13 protein-coding genes and 1 pseudogene are annotated in these 15159 nt (G+C 64.6%); 3 read left to right on the top strand and 11 right to left on the bottom strand.

What is annotated here, in order from left to right:
- Nucleotides 1-79: 79 nt before the first annotated feature.
- Nucleotides 80-1805: pseudogene (locus tag PMN64_RS24185) on the top strand (caspase family protein).
- Nucleotides 1806-1818: 13 nt separating this feature from the next.
- Here PMN64_RS24185 and PMN64_RS24180 read toward each other — a convergent pair.
- From PMN64_RS24180 to PMN64_RS24155, 6 genes are all read right to left on the bottom strand, one after another.
- Entirely contained in the window at nt 1819-2937 is a 1119-nt protein-coding gene (locus tag PMN64_RS24180; protein WP_411782430.1) for a cobalamin-independent methionine synthase II family protein, read from the bottom strand.
- A gap of 31 nt (nt 2938-2968) precedes the next feature.
- A complete protein-coding gene (locus PMN64_RS24175; RefSeq protein WP_253589814.1) occupies nt 2969-3685 on the bottom strand; it encodes an ABC transporter ATP-binding protein in 717 nt (238 codons plus the stop codon).
- Nucleotides 3678-4430 carry an ABC transporter ATP-binding protein gene (locus tag PMN64_RS24170; protein ID WP_411782429.1) on the bottom strand — a complete coding sequence of 251 codons (753 nt, stop codon included), beginning with the start codon at nt 4428-4430 and terminating at the stop codon, nt 3678-3680. The genes PMN64_RS24175 and PMN64_RS24170 overlap by 8 nt, the downstream gene beginning before the upstream one ends.
- The gene (locus PMN64_RS24165) at nt 4427-5458 is read right to left on the bottom strand and encodes a branched-chain amino acid ABC transporter permease (protein ID WP_411782428.1); all 1032 of its coding nucleotides are present in this window, start codon (nt 5456-5458) and stop codon (nt 4427-4429) included. The genes PMN64_RS24170 and PMN64_RS24165 overlap by 4 nt, the downstream gene beginning before the upstream one ends.
- A 7-nt stretch (nt 5459-5465) precedes the next feature.
- Nucleotides 5466-6335: a branched-chain amino acid ABC transporter permease gene (locus PMN64_RS24160; protein WP_411782427.1), complete on the bottom strand. Its 870-nt coding sequence runs from the start codon at nt 6333-6335 to the stop codon at nt 5466-5468.
- Between the two features lie 155 nt (nt 6336-6490).
- Nucleotides 6491-7672, bottom strand: coding sequence for an ABC transporter substrate-binding protein (locus PMN64_RS24155; protein WP_411782426.1), 1182 nt, complete (start codon nt 7670-7672; stop codon nt 6491-6493).
- Between the two features lie 374 nt (nt 7673-8046).
- Here PMN64_RS24155 and PMN64_RS24150 point away from each other — a divergent pair, with 374 nt between their 5' ends.
- Complete coding sequence (locus PMN64_RS24150; protein ID WP_229161380.1) at nt 8047-8325, top strand: hypothetical protein; 279 nt, start codon at nt 8047-8049, stop codon at nt 8323-8325.
- A gap of 902 nt (nt 8326-9227) precedes the next feature.
- Here the strand turns inward: PMN64_RS24150 and purU are convergent.
- On the bottom strand, nt 9228-10091 hold the full coding sequence (gene purU / locus PMN64_RS24145) for a formyltetrahydrofolate deformylase (RefSeq protein ID WP_229161371.1): 864 nt from the start codon (nt 10089-10091) through the stop codon (nt 9228-9230).
- A gap of 135 nt (nt 10092-10226) precedes the next feature.
- Between purU and PMN64_RS24140 the strand changes: the two genes are divergently transcribed.
- Nucleotides 10227-11072 carry a uroporphyrinogen-III synthase gene (locus tag PMN64_RS24140; RefSeq protein WP_253589809.1) on the top strand — a complete coding sequence of 282 codons (846 nt, stop codon included), beginning with the start codon at nt 10227-10229 and terminating at the stop codon, nt 11070-11072.
- Between the two features lie 98 nt (nt 11073-11170).
- Here PMN64_RS24140 and PMN64_RS24135 read toward each other — a convergent pair whose 3' ends face one another.
- From PMN64_RS24135 to PMN64_RS24120, 4 genes are all read right to left on the bottom strand, one after another.
- On the bottom strand, nt 11171-12148 hold the full coding sequence (locus PMN64_RS24135) for a tripartite tricarboxylate transporter substrate binding protein (protein WP_028338334.1): 978 nt from the start codon (nt 12146-12148) through the stop codon (nt 11171-11173).
- Nucleotides 12149-12265: 117 nt separating this feature from the next.
- Entirely contained in the window at nt 12266-13210 is a 945-nt protein-coding gene (gene fcl, locus PMN64_RS24130; RefSeq protein WP_301322305.1) for a GDP-L-fucose synthase, read from the bottom strand.
- Nucleotides 13191-14291, bottom strand: a complete 1101-nt coding sequence (gene gmd / locus PMN64_RS24125) for a GDP-mannose 4,6-dehydratase (RefSeq protein ID WP_411782425.1) — start codon at nt 14289-14291, stop codon at nt 13191-13193. The genes fcl and gmd overlap by 20 nt, the downstream gene beginning before the upstream one ends.
- 137 nt (nt 14292-14428) lie before the next feature.
- The gene (locus PMN64_RS24120; protein WP_028338337.1) at nt 14429-15103 is read right to left on the bottom strand and encodes a Crp/Fnr family transcriptional regulator; all 675 of its coding nucleotides are present in this window, start codon (nt 15101-15103) and stop codon (nt 14429-14431) included.
- Between the last annotated feature and the right edge of the window lie 56 nt (nt 15104-15159).

Below are 15159 nucleotides of genomic sequence, written 5' to 3'. Positions count from 1 at the left end.
TCACCAAACAGTCATGACCGCTGCCTGGACCGCCGCGCCGTCGCCGATCGCCGTGACGGCTCTATCCCCTGGATGACCGATGCGCCGCCTGCTCCTGATCCCCTGCGTGCTTGCCGCCATGCTGTGGTCGGCGCCCTGCTTCGCCCAGGCGCGCTCCCAGCTCGGCCCGCTCTGCACGACCGAGACCACGCCGGCCGACCAGATGATCGACGCCTGCACCAAGATCATCGCGCTGAAGGTATTTCCCGGCGAGAAGCTCGCGACCATCTATTTCTGGCGCGCGGTCGGCTGGAACAAGAAAGGCAACTACGCGCAGGTGATTGCCGACGCCACCGAGGCGCTGCGCCTCAAGCCCAGCACCGCCGTCTACAATTTGCGGGGCTCGGCCTATTTCGACAAGGGCGAGTACGACATCGCGATCGCCGACTTCAACGACGCGCTGCGCATGGGCCCGCCGAGCGGCATCATCTTCCACAACCGCGGCAACGCCTATCGCAGCAAGGGCGACTATGCGAAGGCGATCGCCAACTACGACGCCGCGATCAAGGCCCTTCCGAAATCGGCCTTCTCCTACCAAAACCGCGGCTCCTCGAAGCAGGCGCTCGGCGATCTCGACGGCGCGCTTGCCGACATCAACGAGGCCGTCAGGATCGACCCGTCGCTGCCGCAGCCGCTGATCAGCCGGGCCGTAGTCTGGCGCGCCCAGGGCGATATCGCGCGTGCGATTGCGGACACGTCGGAGGCGATCCGGCTCGCCAAGGCGAAAGCGCCCGTCAACATCATGACGCCGCCGGGCAGCGTACTGATCTCGGCCTATACTCAGCGCGGCCTCGCCTATGAGGCCAAGGGCGACGCCCCACGCCAAGGACGACTACGCCTCGGTGCTCGAGGGCGTGGCCTCCGACGCCGGCAGCAAGGCTAACCAGGCCACCGCCAAGGTGCGGCTCGCGCTGCTGAGGCAGGCCGACGCAGCGCCGCGTAAGGCTGCGGCTGCGCCTGTCGCCGAGAGCAGCCCAGCCGCGCCGCCTGCGGCTTCCGTCACGGCACCGGCCCCGCCAGCCACACGGGCGCAGGCGGCGGCGACCGGCCGGCGCGTCGCGCTGGTGATCGGGAACGGCGCCTATGCGCATGTGAAGGCGCTGCCCAATCCGCCCAACGATGCGCGCGCCATCGCCAAGAGCCTGCGCGACATCGGCTTCACCGTCTCGGAGGGTCTCGATCTCGATCGCAACACCATGCAGAAGACGATCAACGATTTTCTGCGCGATGCGGCGCGGTCGCAGATCGCCGTGGTCTACTATGCCGGCCACGGCGTGCAGGTCGATGGCCGCAACTATCTCGTGCCGGTCGATATCGCGTTCAGGGCCGGCGGACGCGTGACCGACGCGATGGTCGATATGGATGTGATCATGGCCGGTCTCGACGATCAGATCCGCACCAACATCCTGATCCTCGATGCCTGCCGCAACAATCCGATGGCGCCGCAGGTGGCATCCGCGGGCCCAAGCCGCGGCATCGAGGCCGGATCCGGCCTTGCCGCGCCCGCCTCGCTCGGATCAGGCTCGACGCTCGGCGCCGGCACGCTGATCGCGTTCGCGACCGCGCCGGGCCAGGTGGCGCTCGATGGCGAAGGCGCCAATAGCCCGTTCTCGGCGGCGCTGTCCCGCCATGTCGGCACGCCCGGCCTCGAGGTGCAACAGATGCTGACGCGGGTCCGCGCCGAGGTCGTCGCTGCGACCAAGGGCAAGCAGGTGCCGTGGTCGAACTCCTCGCTGCTCGGCGAGGTCTATCTCGCCGAGCACTGACAGCGCTTACGCGTCACTTGCCCCAGACCTCGCTCGCGACCTCGACGGCGAGCCGCAGCTTGGCCCACTGCTCTTCCTCGGAGAGGATGTTGCCTTCCTCGGTCGAGGCAAAGCCGCACTGCGGCGACACCGCGAGCTGCTCGATCGGGGCGAATCTCGATGCTTCCTCCAGCCGCCGCTTGATGGCGTCCTTCTTCTCGAGCTCGCCGAACTTCGAGGTGATGACGCCGACCACCACGACCTTGTTGCCCTTGGGCAGGAAGCGCAGCGGCTCGAAGCCGCCGGCGCGGTCGGAATCATATTCGAGGAAATAGCCGTCGTAATTGGTGCCGGCGAGCAGCGTCTCGGCGACCGGCTCGTAGCCGCCGGAGGAGATCCAGGTCGAACGGAAATTGCCGCGGCAGACATGGGTCGTGATCACCATGTCGGACGGACGGTCGGCGATCGCGTAGTTGATGACCCGGGCGTAGATCTCCTGCAGGCCCTCGGGATTGTCGCCGCGGTCGCGCGACTTCTGCAATTCCTCCTGCGAGCACAGATAGGCCCACACCGTGTCGTCGAATTGCAAATAGCGGCAACCGGCATCGTAGAACGCCCTGACCGCCTTGCGATAGGTCTTGCCGAGGTCCTGATAGAATTCCTCGAGGTCCGGATAGACCTCCTTCGAGATCAGCTTGCGGCCGCCGCGGAAATGCAGCACCGCCGGCGAGGGGATCGTCATCTTCGGCGTGACATGCGCTTGGTCGGCGTACTTCTTCAGGAAGCGGAAGTGATCGAGCATCGGGTGGTGATCGGAGAAATCCAGCTTGCCGGTCACCCTGATGGCGTCGTGCCGGGTCTGCACGCCCGCGAACTGGATGCCGATGTCGGGATGGAACAGCTCGCAGCCGGTCAGATGGCTGAGGAAATCGAAGTGCCACCAGGAGCGGCGGAACTCGCCGTCGGTCGCAAGCTTCAGGCCGACCGAGGCCTGCTTGTGCACGACCTTCTCGATCTCCATGTCCTCCACCTTGCGCAGCTCGTCGGCGGAAATCTCGCTCTTTTCCAATCTGGCGCGAGCCTCCTTGATCTTCGGCGGCCGCAACAGACTGCCGACCTCGTCGGCGCGGAACGGAGGCTTGGTTCGCTGCATGGTCAACTCCCGGACGTTTCTAATGTGCCGTCTAATGTGCCTTGGCCCCAGAGACGCCGAGGTGGCGCTCGAGGACGGAGGGATCGGCTTTTAGCGCGCTGCTTGCGGCATCGTGCACGATCGTGCCGCGTTCCAATATCACAACGCGGTCGGCCAGCCCCAGAATCTTTTGCGCGTTCTGCTCGACGATGATCGAGCAGATGCCACCCGAGCGCGTGATGAGTCCGATCGCCTTTAATAATTCCTCAACGATGATCGGCGCGAGGCCTTCGGTCGGCTCGTCGAGCAGCAGCACTTTCGGATTTAGCGTCAGCGCGCGGCCGATCGCCAGCATCTGCTGCTCGCCACCGGACAGCTGGTTGCCGAAATTGCGCCGCCGCTCCTGCAGCCGCGGAAACATCTCGTATACCCGCTCGACCGTCCACGGCCCGGGCTGCGCCACCGCGGTCATGTTCTCTTCCACCGTCAGCGAGCGGAAGATGTTGCGCTCCTGCGGCACCCAGCCGATCCCGGCGCGGGCGCGCTGGTCGGGCCGCATCGCCGTGATGTCGCGGCCTGCGAGCGCGACGCTGCCGCCGAAGCGCCTGACGATGCCGACGATCGAATTGATCAGCGTGGTCTTGCCGGTACCGTTGCGGCCGAGCAGCGCGAGCACCTGGCCCTCGGCAAGCGCCAGCGACATATCGGGCAGCACCACCGCCTCGCCGTACCCGGCACGCAGGCCCTGGATGGAAAGAAGGTCAGGCATCGGCGGCCTCGCCGAGATAGACCGCCCTCACCTGCGGTTCGCGCGCGACCTCGTCGGGCGCGCCCTCGGTGAGCAGGCCGCCATTGACCAGCACCGAGATGCGGTCGGCGAAGGAGAATACGAGGTCCATATCGTGCTCGATCAGGAGCACGGTGACGTCGCGCGGCAATGCCGCCACCGCCGCCAGGATATCGTGGCGCTCGCTCTCGGGCACGCCGGCCGCGGGCTCGTCGAGCAGCAGCACCCGCGGCTTGGCGGCGATCGCGACCGCGATCTCGAGCAGGCGCTGCTTGCCATAGGGCAAGGTCGAGGTGAGCTCCGTCATCACGTCGAGCAGATGGAAGCGCGACAGGATCTCGGCGATCTCGGTGTTGACGTCGCTCCGCGTTCCCATCCGCCGCCACCAGTCGCCGCCGCGGCCCATCCGTTCGGAGACCGCAAGCCCGATGGTCTCGAGCGGGGTCAGGTCGGGATAGAGCTGGTTGATCTGGAAGGTGCGCGACAGCCCGCGCAGCACCCGCTTGTGGACGGACAGGCCGGTGATGTCGCTGCCTTCGAGGAGAATGCGCCCGCTGTTCGGCGTCAGCACGCCGGTCAACTGATTGATGACGGTGGTCTTGCCCGCGCCGTTCGGCCCGATCAGCGCGTGGCGGGCCCCCTGCATCACCTTGAGCGAGAGGTCGCGGGTGACGCGAAGGGCGCCGAAGGATTTTTCGAGGCCGCGTGTTTCAAGCGCGATCGTCATGACGCGTCGCTCTCCGGCACGGCAACGGCAGCCTTGCGGCCGGCGAACTGGCGGATGATCAGGTTGGGCACGAACAGCACCCAGCGATGGATGCGCACGCGGCCGACCAGCACGATCACGACCAGCACGAGGCCGATCCAGAACAGCCAGTATTGCGGGGTGATGCTCTGAAACAGCTCCTGCAGCATCTTGAACACAACGGCGCCGATCAGGCCGCCATAGAGATAGCCGGTGCCGCCGATCACCAGCACCAGCATCAGGTCGGCGGAGCGCTCGAAGGAGAAGACGTCGAGCGAGGCGAGCGCCGTGGTCTGGGTGAACAGCGCGCCGGCGATCCCGGCATAGAAGGCGGCGAGCGTATAGACCGCGATCAGGCGGCGGTTGACCGGCACGCCGATCGCGGCCGCGCGCAGCGGATTGTTCCTGATCGCGCGCAGCGACAGGCCGAACGGCGAATGCACCACGCGCCGCGCGAGCAGGAACAGGATGAACATCATGATCAGCGAGTAGAAGAACCCGGTCTTGCCGAACATGTCGAAGGTGAACAGACCGAGGATCGGCTGCATTTCGATGCCCTGCAGCCCGTCGGTGCCGCCGGTGATGTTGGAGAAGCGCTCGGCGAGCGCTTCCAGCAGCAGCGCGATGCCGAGCGTCACCATCAGCCGCGTCAGATCGACACCGCGGATGACGAGAAAGCTGGTCAGGAAGCCGAGCAGCGCCGCAACCAGACCGGCGGCGACCAGCGCGATGACGGGCTCGTTGATGATGCCGTGCAGCGCCAGCAAACCGGCCGAATAGGCGCCGATGCCGAAAAAGGCCGCGTGGCCGAGCGAGACGATGCCGGCGTAGCCGAGGATCAGGTCGAGCGACAGCGCGAACAGGCCGAGCCGCACGATGTCGGTCATGATCAAATAACGCGACGGGAACAGGAAGGCGCAGGCGAACGCCAGCGCCCAGAACGCGACCTCGCTGACCCGCCAGCGCGCGCTGGCCATCGCGTGAGTGGATACGTCAGACAGCGCCGTCATGACCGCCTCACCGTGCCGCGGTACGGCCGAATAGGCCGTTCGGACGCCAGAGCAGGATCACGATCATGACCGTGTAGATCACGAAGGAGCCGAGCTTCGGCACGTAATACTTGCCGGCGACATCGGCGATGCCAAGCAGCAGCGACGCCAGGAACGGTCCGGTGATCGAGGAAGAGCCGCCGACGGTGACGACGATCAGGAAGTAGATCATGAATTTCAGCGGGAAGTACGGATCGAGCCCGAGGATCTCCGCACTCAGCGCGCCGCCGAGACCGGCCAGGCCGCAGCCGAACGCAAAGGTGAAGGCGAACACCTGCGGCACGTTGATGCCGAGGCCGGCCGCAGCGCGCGGATCGTCGACCGCGGCGCGCAGCCGGCTGCCGAACCGGGTCTTGGCGAGGATCAATTGCAGCGCCAGCGTGAGGAGGCCGCAGATCACCACGATCAGCAGCCGGTAACGGCCGATGCCGACGCCGAACAGGTCGATCTGGCCCTCCAGCGCCGCCGGCAGCTTGATGAAGACCCGCGACGATCCCATGATGTAGTCGACCGCCGCGACCGACATGAACACCAGACCGACCGAGAACAGCACCTGATCGAGATGGCTGCGGCTATAGAGATGGCGGTACAGCGTGCGCTCCAGCGCGACGCCGATCACGGCGCTACCGACAAAGGCGAGCGGCAGCCCTGCGAAGAACGGCCAGCCGGAATTGTTCACCAGCACGGCGCAGATATAGCCGCCCGCCATCGCGAAGGCGCCATGCGCGAGATTGACGAAATTCATCAACCCGAGTGTCACCGCAAGCCCGCAGGCGAGCACGAACAGCAGCATGCCGTAGGCGACGCCGTCGAACAGGTTGGTGAGGATAGAGGCCATGGAGTGACGGCAAACCTGATGGTGACTCGCCATTCCGGGACAGCACTTGCGCTGAACCCGGAATCTTCTTCAATTCTCTCGAGATCCCCCGATGCGCAATCGCGCATCTGAGGTTCGCGCTATTGAGCGCCCCGGGATGACGGGCTTTTCGCGCGTCACTTCTTGGTCTTGCCGGAATCCTTGACGGCCTCGAAGGTCGCGAACTCGACATTGTAGAGCTCGCCGTCGACCTTCTCGACCTTGCGGATATAGATGTTCTGCACGATGTCGCGGGTTTCCGGATCGATCGAGATCGGGCCGCGCGGGCTCTCCCACTTCATGCCCTTCATCGCCTCGATCAGCTTGTCGCCGTCGGTCGCACCATTGGTCTTCTTCAGCGCCTCGTAGATCAGATGGATGCCGTCATAGCCGCTGACCGCCATGAAGCCGGGGCGGTTGCCGAACGCCTTCTTGTATGCGGCGACGAAGTCCTTGTTCATCGCGGACGGATGCGCGGCCGAATAGAGATGCGCCGTCACCGCGCCGAGCGCGGCATCGCCCATATTGTTGAGCAGATCGTCGTCCATGACGTCGCCGGGTCCGATCACCCTGATGCCGCTCTTGTCGAGCCCGCGCTCGGCATATTGCTTCATGAAGTTGCCGCCCTGCCCGGCCGGCACGAATACGAACATCGCGTCGGGCTTGGAATCCTTCATGCGCTGCAGGAACGGCGCGAAGTCCGGATTGGCGAGCGGGACCTTGACCTCTTCGACGATCTCGCCGCCGCCGGCGGTGAAGTGCTGCTTGAAGAAGGTCAGCGCATCGTTGCCGGGCGCGTAGTCGGAGGTCAGCGTCGCGACCTTCTTGATGCCGTTCTTCACCGCCCAGTCGCCGATGATGGTGGAGGACTGCGCCAGCGTGAAGCTGGTACGCACGATATAGGGCGAACGCTCGGTGATGATGGAGGTGCCGGCCGCCATCACGACTTCCGGGATCTTGGCCTGCGTCGCCAGCGGCGCCGCGGCGAGCGCCGCGGGCGTCACGCCGAAGCCGGCGATGAAATTGACCTTGTCGTTGACGATCAGTTCCTGCGCGAGCCGCTTGGTGTTGTCCGGCACCGCGGTGTCGTCCTTCAGGATGATCTCGATCTTCTTGCCGGCGACGGTGTCGCCCTTCTGCTGCATGTAGAGCTTGATGGCGTTATCGATCTGCTTGCCGGTCGACGCCTGACCGCCGGTCATCGGCAGGATCAGCCCGATCTTGACGGCGTCGTCCGCCCACGCCGGCACGCTGGCGCACAACCCGGGAAGCACGGCGGAAGCGGCGCCCCACAGCAACATTTTGCGACGATTGAACATCGAAATCCCCCTCCCCCTTCTGATCTTCGGCGCTGAGCTTTAGTTCCGGTTGTTGGCTTATCTTAACCCAACCATGTCACCGCCAAGCCGCAACGCGACAAGGCGTCTCCCCGTGCCCTCTGTCAATCGGACGATGGATGTGTGTCGCGCGGGACGCGATCGGATCCAACTAAGAAAGTGGTATTAAAATACCAAGAACGCCACGAAACTCAATGCCCAAGAACCGATCACGCGTCACCAGAGCACCTTGGCGGTCCCGATCATTTGTACGATCGTACAAACAGCGCCGCGATGTCAACAAACAAGCACAATTGCAGCCGAACGGTCGCGCCAAGATCATCATCCATAAAGACCAGGGCTGTATCCTGCCTCACATGTCGATCTTCTCGCGCCCTATCTCTGTCCTGACTGCCCTCGCGTTCGCGGCCTGTACGCTCGGAGGATGCGGCACCGTGAACCGGAAGCTCTCGGCCGGCATGGCCGACTACATTCCGGCCTGGGCCGGCGGCCTGCCCGCCGACGCGCCGCCGCGGGCAGGTACCCCCGAATACGACAAGTACATGCAGGAGCGGGAGCGCAAGCGCCTGATGCCTGCGGCCGAGCGCGGCGATGATCCCAAGCCGGCAACGCCACCGCAGGACGCTGCCCACTGAGCGTACGGCCGGATAGGACAGGCACCGGGTTGTGCCGTGCACAGGGATAGCGACAGCCCGACAGACTAGCTGGAGCCATCCTCGCGGATGATTTCGCCGCGGTAGCCGAACTCCACCATGTGGACAGTGACGTAGTCGTCGCCGACGAACGCACCCCGTAGGAATCCGGCAGATCGGCGACGGTCAGCACCTCAGCGAATACTGAATAGCCGTCGTGGTTCGGCGCAGCGAGGGTCATGGGAACGCCCACACCGAACCGCCCGGCACGATGTGGCGGTGACCGAAGAAGATGTGCCTGATCTTGCTCCGGTGCTTCGTGACGATCGATCGGAACCTGCATCATCGAGCAGGCCGATCCGGTCCACCGGCGCGATGCGGGTCGGGAATAGATTGTGATGCATGACCAGGAAGAACGGGCCGTCATGCTCCGATAGCTGGCGTTCCAGCCAGGCCTGCCGCGCCGGGCAAAAGCTGCCGGCGGCCGTCTGCAGGTCGTAGGTGTCAAGCAGCAGGCAGCGGCCGAACGAGGTGTCGTGAACGCCTTGCGCGAACTCGTCCGCGTCGGCGCGGGAAACACGCTGAGACACCTCTCGCGATGATCATGATTGCCGATGCAGAGCCGCACCGGGATTGAGAACCCGTTCAGGCGTTCGCGCGGCAAGTGATAGTCAGCGAGCTCGCCGATACCCGAAAGATCGCCGAGATCACCATCAGCTCGGCGTCGCGGTGATCGGCAAGCACCTGATCCAGCGCGCTCGAAGTTCTTGCATGGGATCACGGCCAAAGATCGTGCTCCCCGGCGTCGTCAGATGGATGTCGCTCATGTGGATGAGTTTCATGCAGCACCTCGATGCAGGGCGACACCCTAGCCGTCAAAGCGCGACAACCGGAGTGAACGCGGATCAGTCCACGAACACCACGGTCTTGCGTCCGTTGAGGATGACGCGATCGGCGAGATGGTAGCGGATCGCGCGCGCGAGCACCCGGCGCTCGATGTCGCGCCCCTTGCGCACGAGATCCTCAGGCGTGTCGCGATGGCTGATGCGCTCGACGTCCTGATCGATGATCGGGCCTTCGTCGAGGTCGCACGTGACGTAATGCGCGGTGGCGCCGATCAGCTTGACGCCGCGCTCATGGGCCTGGTGGTAGGGCCTGGCGCCCTTGAAGCCCGGCAGGAAGGAATGATGGATGTTGATGCAGCGGCCTGACAGCCGCGCCGACATCTCGTCCGACAGGATCTGCATGTAGCGGGCCAGCACCACGAGATCGGTCTTGGTGTCCTGGGCCAGCTTCCACACCGCGTCTTCCTGCTGCCGCTTGGTCCCCTTCGTCACCGGCAGATGATGGAACGGGATATCGCCGAAATCGAGCGAGCCATAGGTCTCGCGCGGATGGTTGGAGACGATCGCGGTCGGGATCATTTCGAGTTCGCCGGTACGCCAGCGGTAGAGGATGTCGACCAGGCAGTGATCGGACTTCGACACCAATAGCATCACCCGGCGGCGGCTGGCGCGATCGCGCATCTGCCATTCCATCCCGAAACGTTCGGCGATCGCGGCAAAGCCGGTCTGCAGCGCCGCGAGCTCGACCGCGAGGTCGGCCGCGGTAAACACCACGCGCATGAAGAACTTGCCGGTCTCCACGTCATCGAACTGCTGGGCGTCCAGGATGTTCTGGCCGTTATGGGCGAGAAACGTCGAGACCGCCGAGACGATCCCTGGACGGTCCGGACAGGACAGGGTCAAAACGAACTGATGGTCGGGCATGCCAATTGACCAAAGCTTGAGCAGATTGATGGAACGGTCATTTTCGGCCCTCGTCTACACCGCAGGCGGCCTTGCGCCAATCCCGGCGCCGGGGTCAAATCGAACAAATGACGACAATGTTTGTTAGGGTCCATCATGGCTGAACGGCTGAACGGCTACCGCATCCTGATCCTCGAGACGCGCGAGGAGGCGCAGTTTTCCCGCCTGCTCGCCGAACAGGGCGCCGACGTGCTGCAATGCCCGATGTTCACCATCCACGATGCGCCTGATCCGGCGCCGATCGTGGCCTGGATTCGCCGCGCCATCGAACGGCCGCTCGACGACCTCGTGCTGATGACCGGCGAAGGCCTGCGCCGGCTGATGAAAGTCGTGGGCCGGATCGGCGTCGAGCGGGAGTTCGGCGATAGCCTCGCCAAGGCGCGCAAATTCGCTCGCGGCCCCAAACCCGGCCGGGCACTGCGCGAGATCGGCCTGGAACCGCAAATGACGACCGAGAAGCCAACCTCGGAAGGCGTCGCCGAGATGCTGTCGAAGCTCGACCTGACTGGCCATCGGCTCGGCCTGCAGCTCTATCCCGACAAGGATCACGCCAGCCTGATCGGCGCGATCAAGGCACAGGGCGCCGAGGTCGATACGGTGCTGCCCTATGTCTATGACGCGCAGGCCGCCGACGCCAACATCGTCACCGCGATCGAGGAGATGGCGCAGGGCCGCATCGACGCGATCGCTCTGACCAATCTCGGCCAGGTCCGCCGCCTGATCGAGGTGGCACGGGCGCGCGGTTGCGAGGACAGGTTACGCGAGGGGTTCGAGCGTACGCCGATCGCGTCGGTCGGACCGGCGGTATCGGACGAACTCAAGTCCCAAGGCCTGCGCACCGACATCTACCCGGCCGAAGACGCCTTCTTCATGCGGCCGCTGATATCGGCGATGGCGGCGGCGCTTTCAAAGAATCCGCCGCGCGCGACGGCGCGAAGCTAGAACCTTTTCCGTTCCGATCGAATCGGAACGGAGCTCTAGATTCTAGTTTTGACGCGTTTTCTTCACGCGAACCGGCGTCCATTTCGCTCGAAAACGCTCTAATCAACCTTGGCGCCGGCGAACTTGACCACCTTGCCCCATTTCTCGGTCTCGTCGGCCACCAGTCTGCCGAAGTCGGCAGCCGAGCCCGGCAGCATGATCGCGCCGATCTCGGTAAAGCGCGCCTTGGCCTTGGGATCGGCGAGGATTTCATTGACGGCCTTGTTGAGCCTGTCGACGATTTCAGGCGGCGTGTTCTTCGGCGCCGCGAGGCCGTACCAGGCGCTCGCCTCGTAACCCGGCAGGAAGTCGGCGACCGGCGGCAGGTCCGGAAGCACGTCCGAACGGGTCGTGCTGGTGACCGCAAGTCCGCGCAGCTTGCCCGATTTGACGTGCTCGGCGCAGGTCGGAAGATTGTCAAACATCACCTGCATCACGCCGGACAGCATATCGGTGAGCGCCGGCGCGCCGCCCCGGTAGGGCACGTGCTGCATGTTGATGCCGGTCAGCATCTTGAACAGTTCGCCCGACATGTGGATAGTCGAACCGTTGCCTGAGGACGCCATGTTGAGCTTGCCGGGATTGGCCTTTGCATAGGCGATCAATTCGGGAATCGACTTGATCGGCAGCGAGGGGTGCACCACCACGACGTTGGGAAAGCGAATGATGCCCGCGATTGGCTCCATCTCGCGCATGAAATCGAACGGCAGCTTCTGGTAGAGCGTCGCATTGATCGCATTGGCCGGCGCGACCAGCAGCAGCGTGTAGCCATCGGGCGCCGCGCGCAGCGCCTGCTCGGTGGCGATGTTGGTCCCGCCGCCCGGCCGGTTCTCGACAATGAAGGATTGCCCGAGCTTTTCCGACAGCCACTGCCCCATCAGGCGCGCCGTCAGGTCCGCCGAACCGCCGGGCGTATAGCCGATCACGAGGCGAACCGGCCGCGCCGGATAGGCCTCGGCAATCGCTTTCCCAAATGTGAGCGGCAGCGCAGCCGTAGCGGCTGCAAGTTGCAGGAACTGGCGGCGTAGAACCTTCATGATGTCTCCTCCGACGCACTGGCGGCTCTTGCGGCACGCTTGGGCACGCGCATCCTAGCCGCGCGGCGTCGCCAAGCCGACAGATATTCTCAGTCGGAGGGCGGGAGGTTCACCGCGTCACTTCGTCTCGCGCAGATAGGCCTGGTACGCGAGGGCGATGCCATCCTCGAGCGAGGTGGTGGCGCGCCAGCCGAGCCTGGCGAGCCGGCCGACGTCGAGCAGCTTGCGCGGCGTGCCGTCCGGGCGCGACGTGTCGAAGCTGATCTCGCCGCGATAGCCGACAGCGGCCGCGACGACGCGCGCGAACTCGGCGATGGTGATGTCCTCGCCGGTGCCGATATTGACCAGTTCGGGCGATGAATAGGTCTTCATCAGATGGATGCAGGCGTCGGCGAGATCGTCGACATAGAGGAATTCGCGGCGCGGCGTGCCGGTGCCCCACACCGCGACGTTGCCGGCGCCCGAAACCTTGGCCTCGTGGAAGCGGCGGATCAGCGCGGCGACGACGTGGCTGTATTCGGGGTGATAATTGTCGCCGGGGCCGTAGAGATTGGTCGGCATCACGCTGATGAAATCGGCGCCGTACTGGCTGCGATAAGCCTCGGCCATCTTGATGCCGGCGATCTTGGCGATGGCATAGGGCTCGTTGGTTGGCTCGAGCGGGCCGGTCAACATCGAATCCTCGCGCAGCGGCTGTGGCGCCAGGCGCGGATAGATGCAGGACGAGCCGAAGAACATCAGCTTCTCGCAGCCATTGGCGTGCGCCGCCTGGATCACGTTGCTCGAGATCGCCAGATTGTCGTAGAGGAATTCCGCCCGCAGCGTGTTGTTGGCGACGATGCCGCCGACCTTGGCGGCGGCGAGGAATACGGCCTGCGGCCGCTTCGCGGCAAACCATGCGTTGACCGCGGTTTGGTCGCGCAGATCGACCTCGCTGCGCGACACCGTCAGAAGGTCGGCCTCCTCGCGCGCCAGCCGGCGCATCAGCGCCGAGCCGACCATGCCGCGATGGCCGGCAACGAAGACCGTCTTGTCCTTCAGCTCAAACGCCGTGCTTGCCATTGGCCGCGTCCTGCCTGGCCTCGACGAGATCGCTGGCGACCATTTCCTTCACCAGCTGCGCGAACGGCGTCTTCGGCGCCCAGCCGAGCTTGGCGCGCGCCTTGCTGGCGTCGCCGATCAGAAGATCGACCTCGGTCGGGCGGAAATAGGTCGGATCAATCTGTACCAGGGTGTTGCCGGACGCCTTGTCGATACCGACCTCCTCGACGCCCTTGCCGCGCCATTCGATGCTGCGGCCGACCTCGGCAAACGCCAGCTCGACGAACTCGCGGACCGACCGCGTCTCGCCGGTCGCGAGCACGAAGTCGCCGGGCTCGTCGACTTGCAGGATCCTGTGCATGCCCTCGACATAGTCGCGGGCGTGGCCCCAGTCGCGCTTGGCGTCGAGATTGCCGAGATAGAGCTTGTTCTCGAGGCCGACCTCGATGCGGGCAACGGCGCGGGTGATCTTGCGCGTCACGAAGGTCTCGCCGCGGATCGGGCTCTCATGGTTGAACAGGATGCCGTTGCTGGCGAACATGCCATAGGCCTCACGGTAGTTCACCGTGATCCAGTAGCCGTAGAGCTTGGCGACGCCATAGGGCGAGCGCGGATAGAATGGCGTGGTCTCCTTCTGCGGCACCTCTTGCACGAGCCCGTAAAGCTCCGAGGTCGAGGCCTGGTAGAACCGCGTTTCCTTTTCCATGCCGAGGATGCGAATCGCCTCCAGCAGCCGCAGCACGCCGATCGCGTCGGCGTTGGCGGTGTATTCCGGGCTCTCGAAACTGACCTGGACGTGGCTTTGCGCCGCGAGGTTGTAGATCTCGGTCGGCCGGATCTGCTGCACCAGGCGGATCAGATTGGTCGAATCGGTCATGTCGCCATAGTGCATCAGGAACGGGACGTTGCCGACATGCGGATCCTGGTAGAGATGGTCGACACGCGCGGTGTTGAGTGAGGACGAGCGACGCTTGAGCCCGTGCACGGTATAACCGAGGCCGAGCAGATATTCGGCGAGATACGCGCCGTCCTGCCCGGTGACGCCGGTGATCAACGCAACGCGCCGCTTCGAGTCCTGAGCCGCCGAATCCTTAACTGCCATGTCATCTCCAGAGATCGCGCAAACAGCGCGCCGACGAGGCCGGTCTGTAGCATCCGGCCTGCTCCAAGTCTAACATCACAATTGCTGAATCGGGGCTTCAGCGCCCCCGAAAATGGTTAAATGCGGCCTGGATCCCATCATTCCCCGTAGTGGCGCAACCGGTCGAGGTTGAGGATGGTCACCCCGCCATAGTCGAGCCGCAACAGCCCCTCGCGCTCCAGCCGCTTCAGGCACTGGTTGGCGTTCTGCCGAGAGATCCCCGACAGCGCCCCGATCTCCTCCTGGGTGATCTCCAGGTGCAGGGTGAGGTCGGGGTAGAGAATCGGATTGAACAGCGAGGCGATCGAGCGCGCCAGCCGCGCGGTGGCATCCAGCGTGCGGCCATATTCGAGCAGCGCAATGAACTGGCCGAGCCGCTCATTGAGCGAGCCGACCAGGAACCGGTTGAAGCCGACACTGTTCTCGAACAGCCAGACGAAGGTCCGGCGATCCATCATCGCCAGTCGCGTGTCGCGCAGTGCGACCACATCGTAGCGCCTGGGCTCATTTTTGAGCACGGTCCCCTCGCCGAACCACGCGCCTGCGGTGAGACCCGCGAAACTCGCCGCCTTGCCGCCGCGCGAGACGATGCCCATGCGCGCCAGCCCGGTGACGATGCCGGTCCAGTACTGAAAATTGTCGCCGCGCATGAAGATGAATTCGTTGGCGCGATAGGATTTTTCGGAAATGCCGGCGCGCGCGATTTCGATTTCTTGCTCGCTCAGTTCGCGCGACCAGGCCGCGATGTGCCTCAGGTAATCAGCAGCTATCATGCTAGCGACGGCGTCCTCCCCAAGATACTGCAACGATATTGCACCGCAGCAACGCC

The sequence above is a fragment of the Bradyrhizobium sp. UFLA01-814 genome (genome assembly GCF_046718885.1).
GTDB classification, from domain to species: domain Bacteria; phylum Pseudomonadota; class Alphaproteobacteria; order Rhizobiales; family Xanthobacteraceae; genus Bradyrhizobium; species Bradyrhizobium elkanii.
Note: the sequence above shows the minus strand (reverse complement) of the source record. Positions and strands in the feature narration are given on the sequence as shown.

Coding starts and splice junctions, on each gene's coding strand:
- PMN64_RS24170 (WP_411782429.1), bottom strand. CDS start 4,430: ATGACGATCGCGCTTGAAACACGCGGCCTCGAAAAATCCTTCGGCGCC.
- gmd (WP_411782425.1), bottom strand. CDS start 14,291: ATGGCAGTTAAGGATTCGGCGGCTCAGGACTCGAAGCGGCGCGTTGCG.
- purU (WP_229161371.1), bottom strand. CDS start 10,091: ATGCCCGACCATCAGTTCGTTTTGACCCTGTCCTGTCCGGACCGTCCA.
- fcl (WP_301322305.1), bottom strand. CDS start 13,210: ATGGCAAGCACGGCGTTTGAGCTGAAGGACAAGACGGTCTTCGTTGCC.
- PMN64_RS24120 (WP_028338337.1), bottom strand. CDS start 15,103: ATGATAGCTGCTGATTACCTGAGGCACATCGCGGCCTGGTCGCGCGAA.
- PMN64_RS24160 (WP_411782427.1), bottom strand. CDS start 6,335: ATGGCCTCTATCCTCACCAACCTGTTCGACGGCGTCGCCTACGGCATG.
- PMN64_RS24175 (WP_253589814.1), bottom strand. CDS start 3,685: ATGCCTGACCTTCTTTCCATCCAGGGCCTGCGTGCCGGGTACGGCGAG.
- PMN64_RS24140 (WP_253589809.1), top strand. CDS start 10,227: ATGGCTGAACGGCTGAACGGCTACCGCATCCTGATCCTCGAGACGCGC.
- PMN64_RS24180 (WP_411782430.1), bottom strand. CDS start 2,937: ATGCAGCGAACCAAGCCTCCGTTCCGCGCCGACGAGGTCGGCAGTCTG.
- PMN64_RS24165 (WP_411782428.1), bottom strand. CDS start 5,458: ATGACGGCGCTGTCTGACGTATCCACTCACGCGATGGCCAGCGCGCGC.
- PMN64_RS24155 (WP_411782426.1), bottom strand. CDS start 7,672: ATGTTCAATCGTCGCAAAATGTTGCTGTGGGGCGCCGCTTCCGCCGTG.
- PMN64_RS24135 (WP_028338334.1), bottom strand. CDS start 12,148: ATGAAGGTTCTACGCCGCCAGTTCCTGCAACTTGCAGCCGCTACGGCT.
- PMN64_RS24150 (WP_229161380.1), top strand. CDS start 8,047: ATGTCGATCTTCTCGCGCCCTATCTCTGTCCTGACTGCCCTCGCGTTC.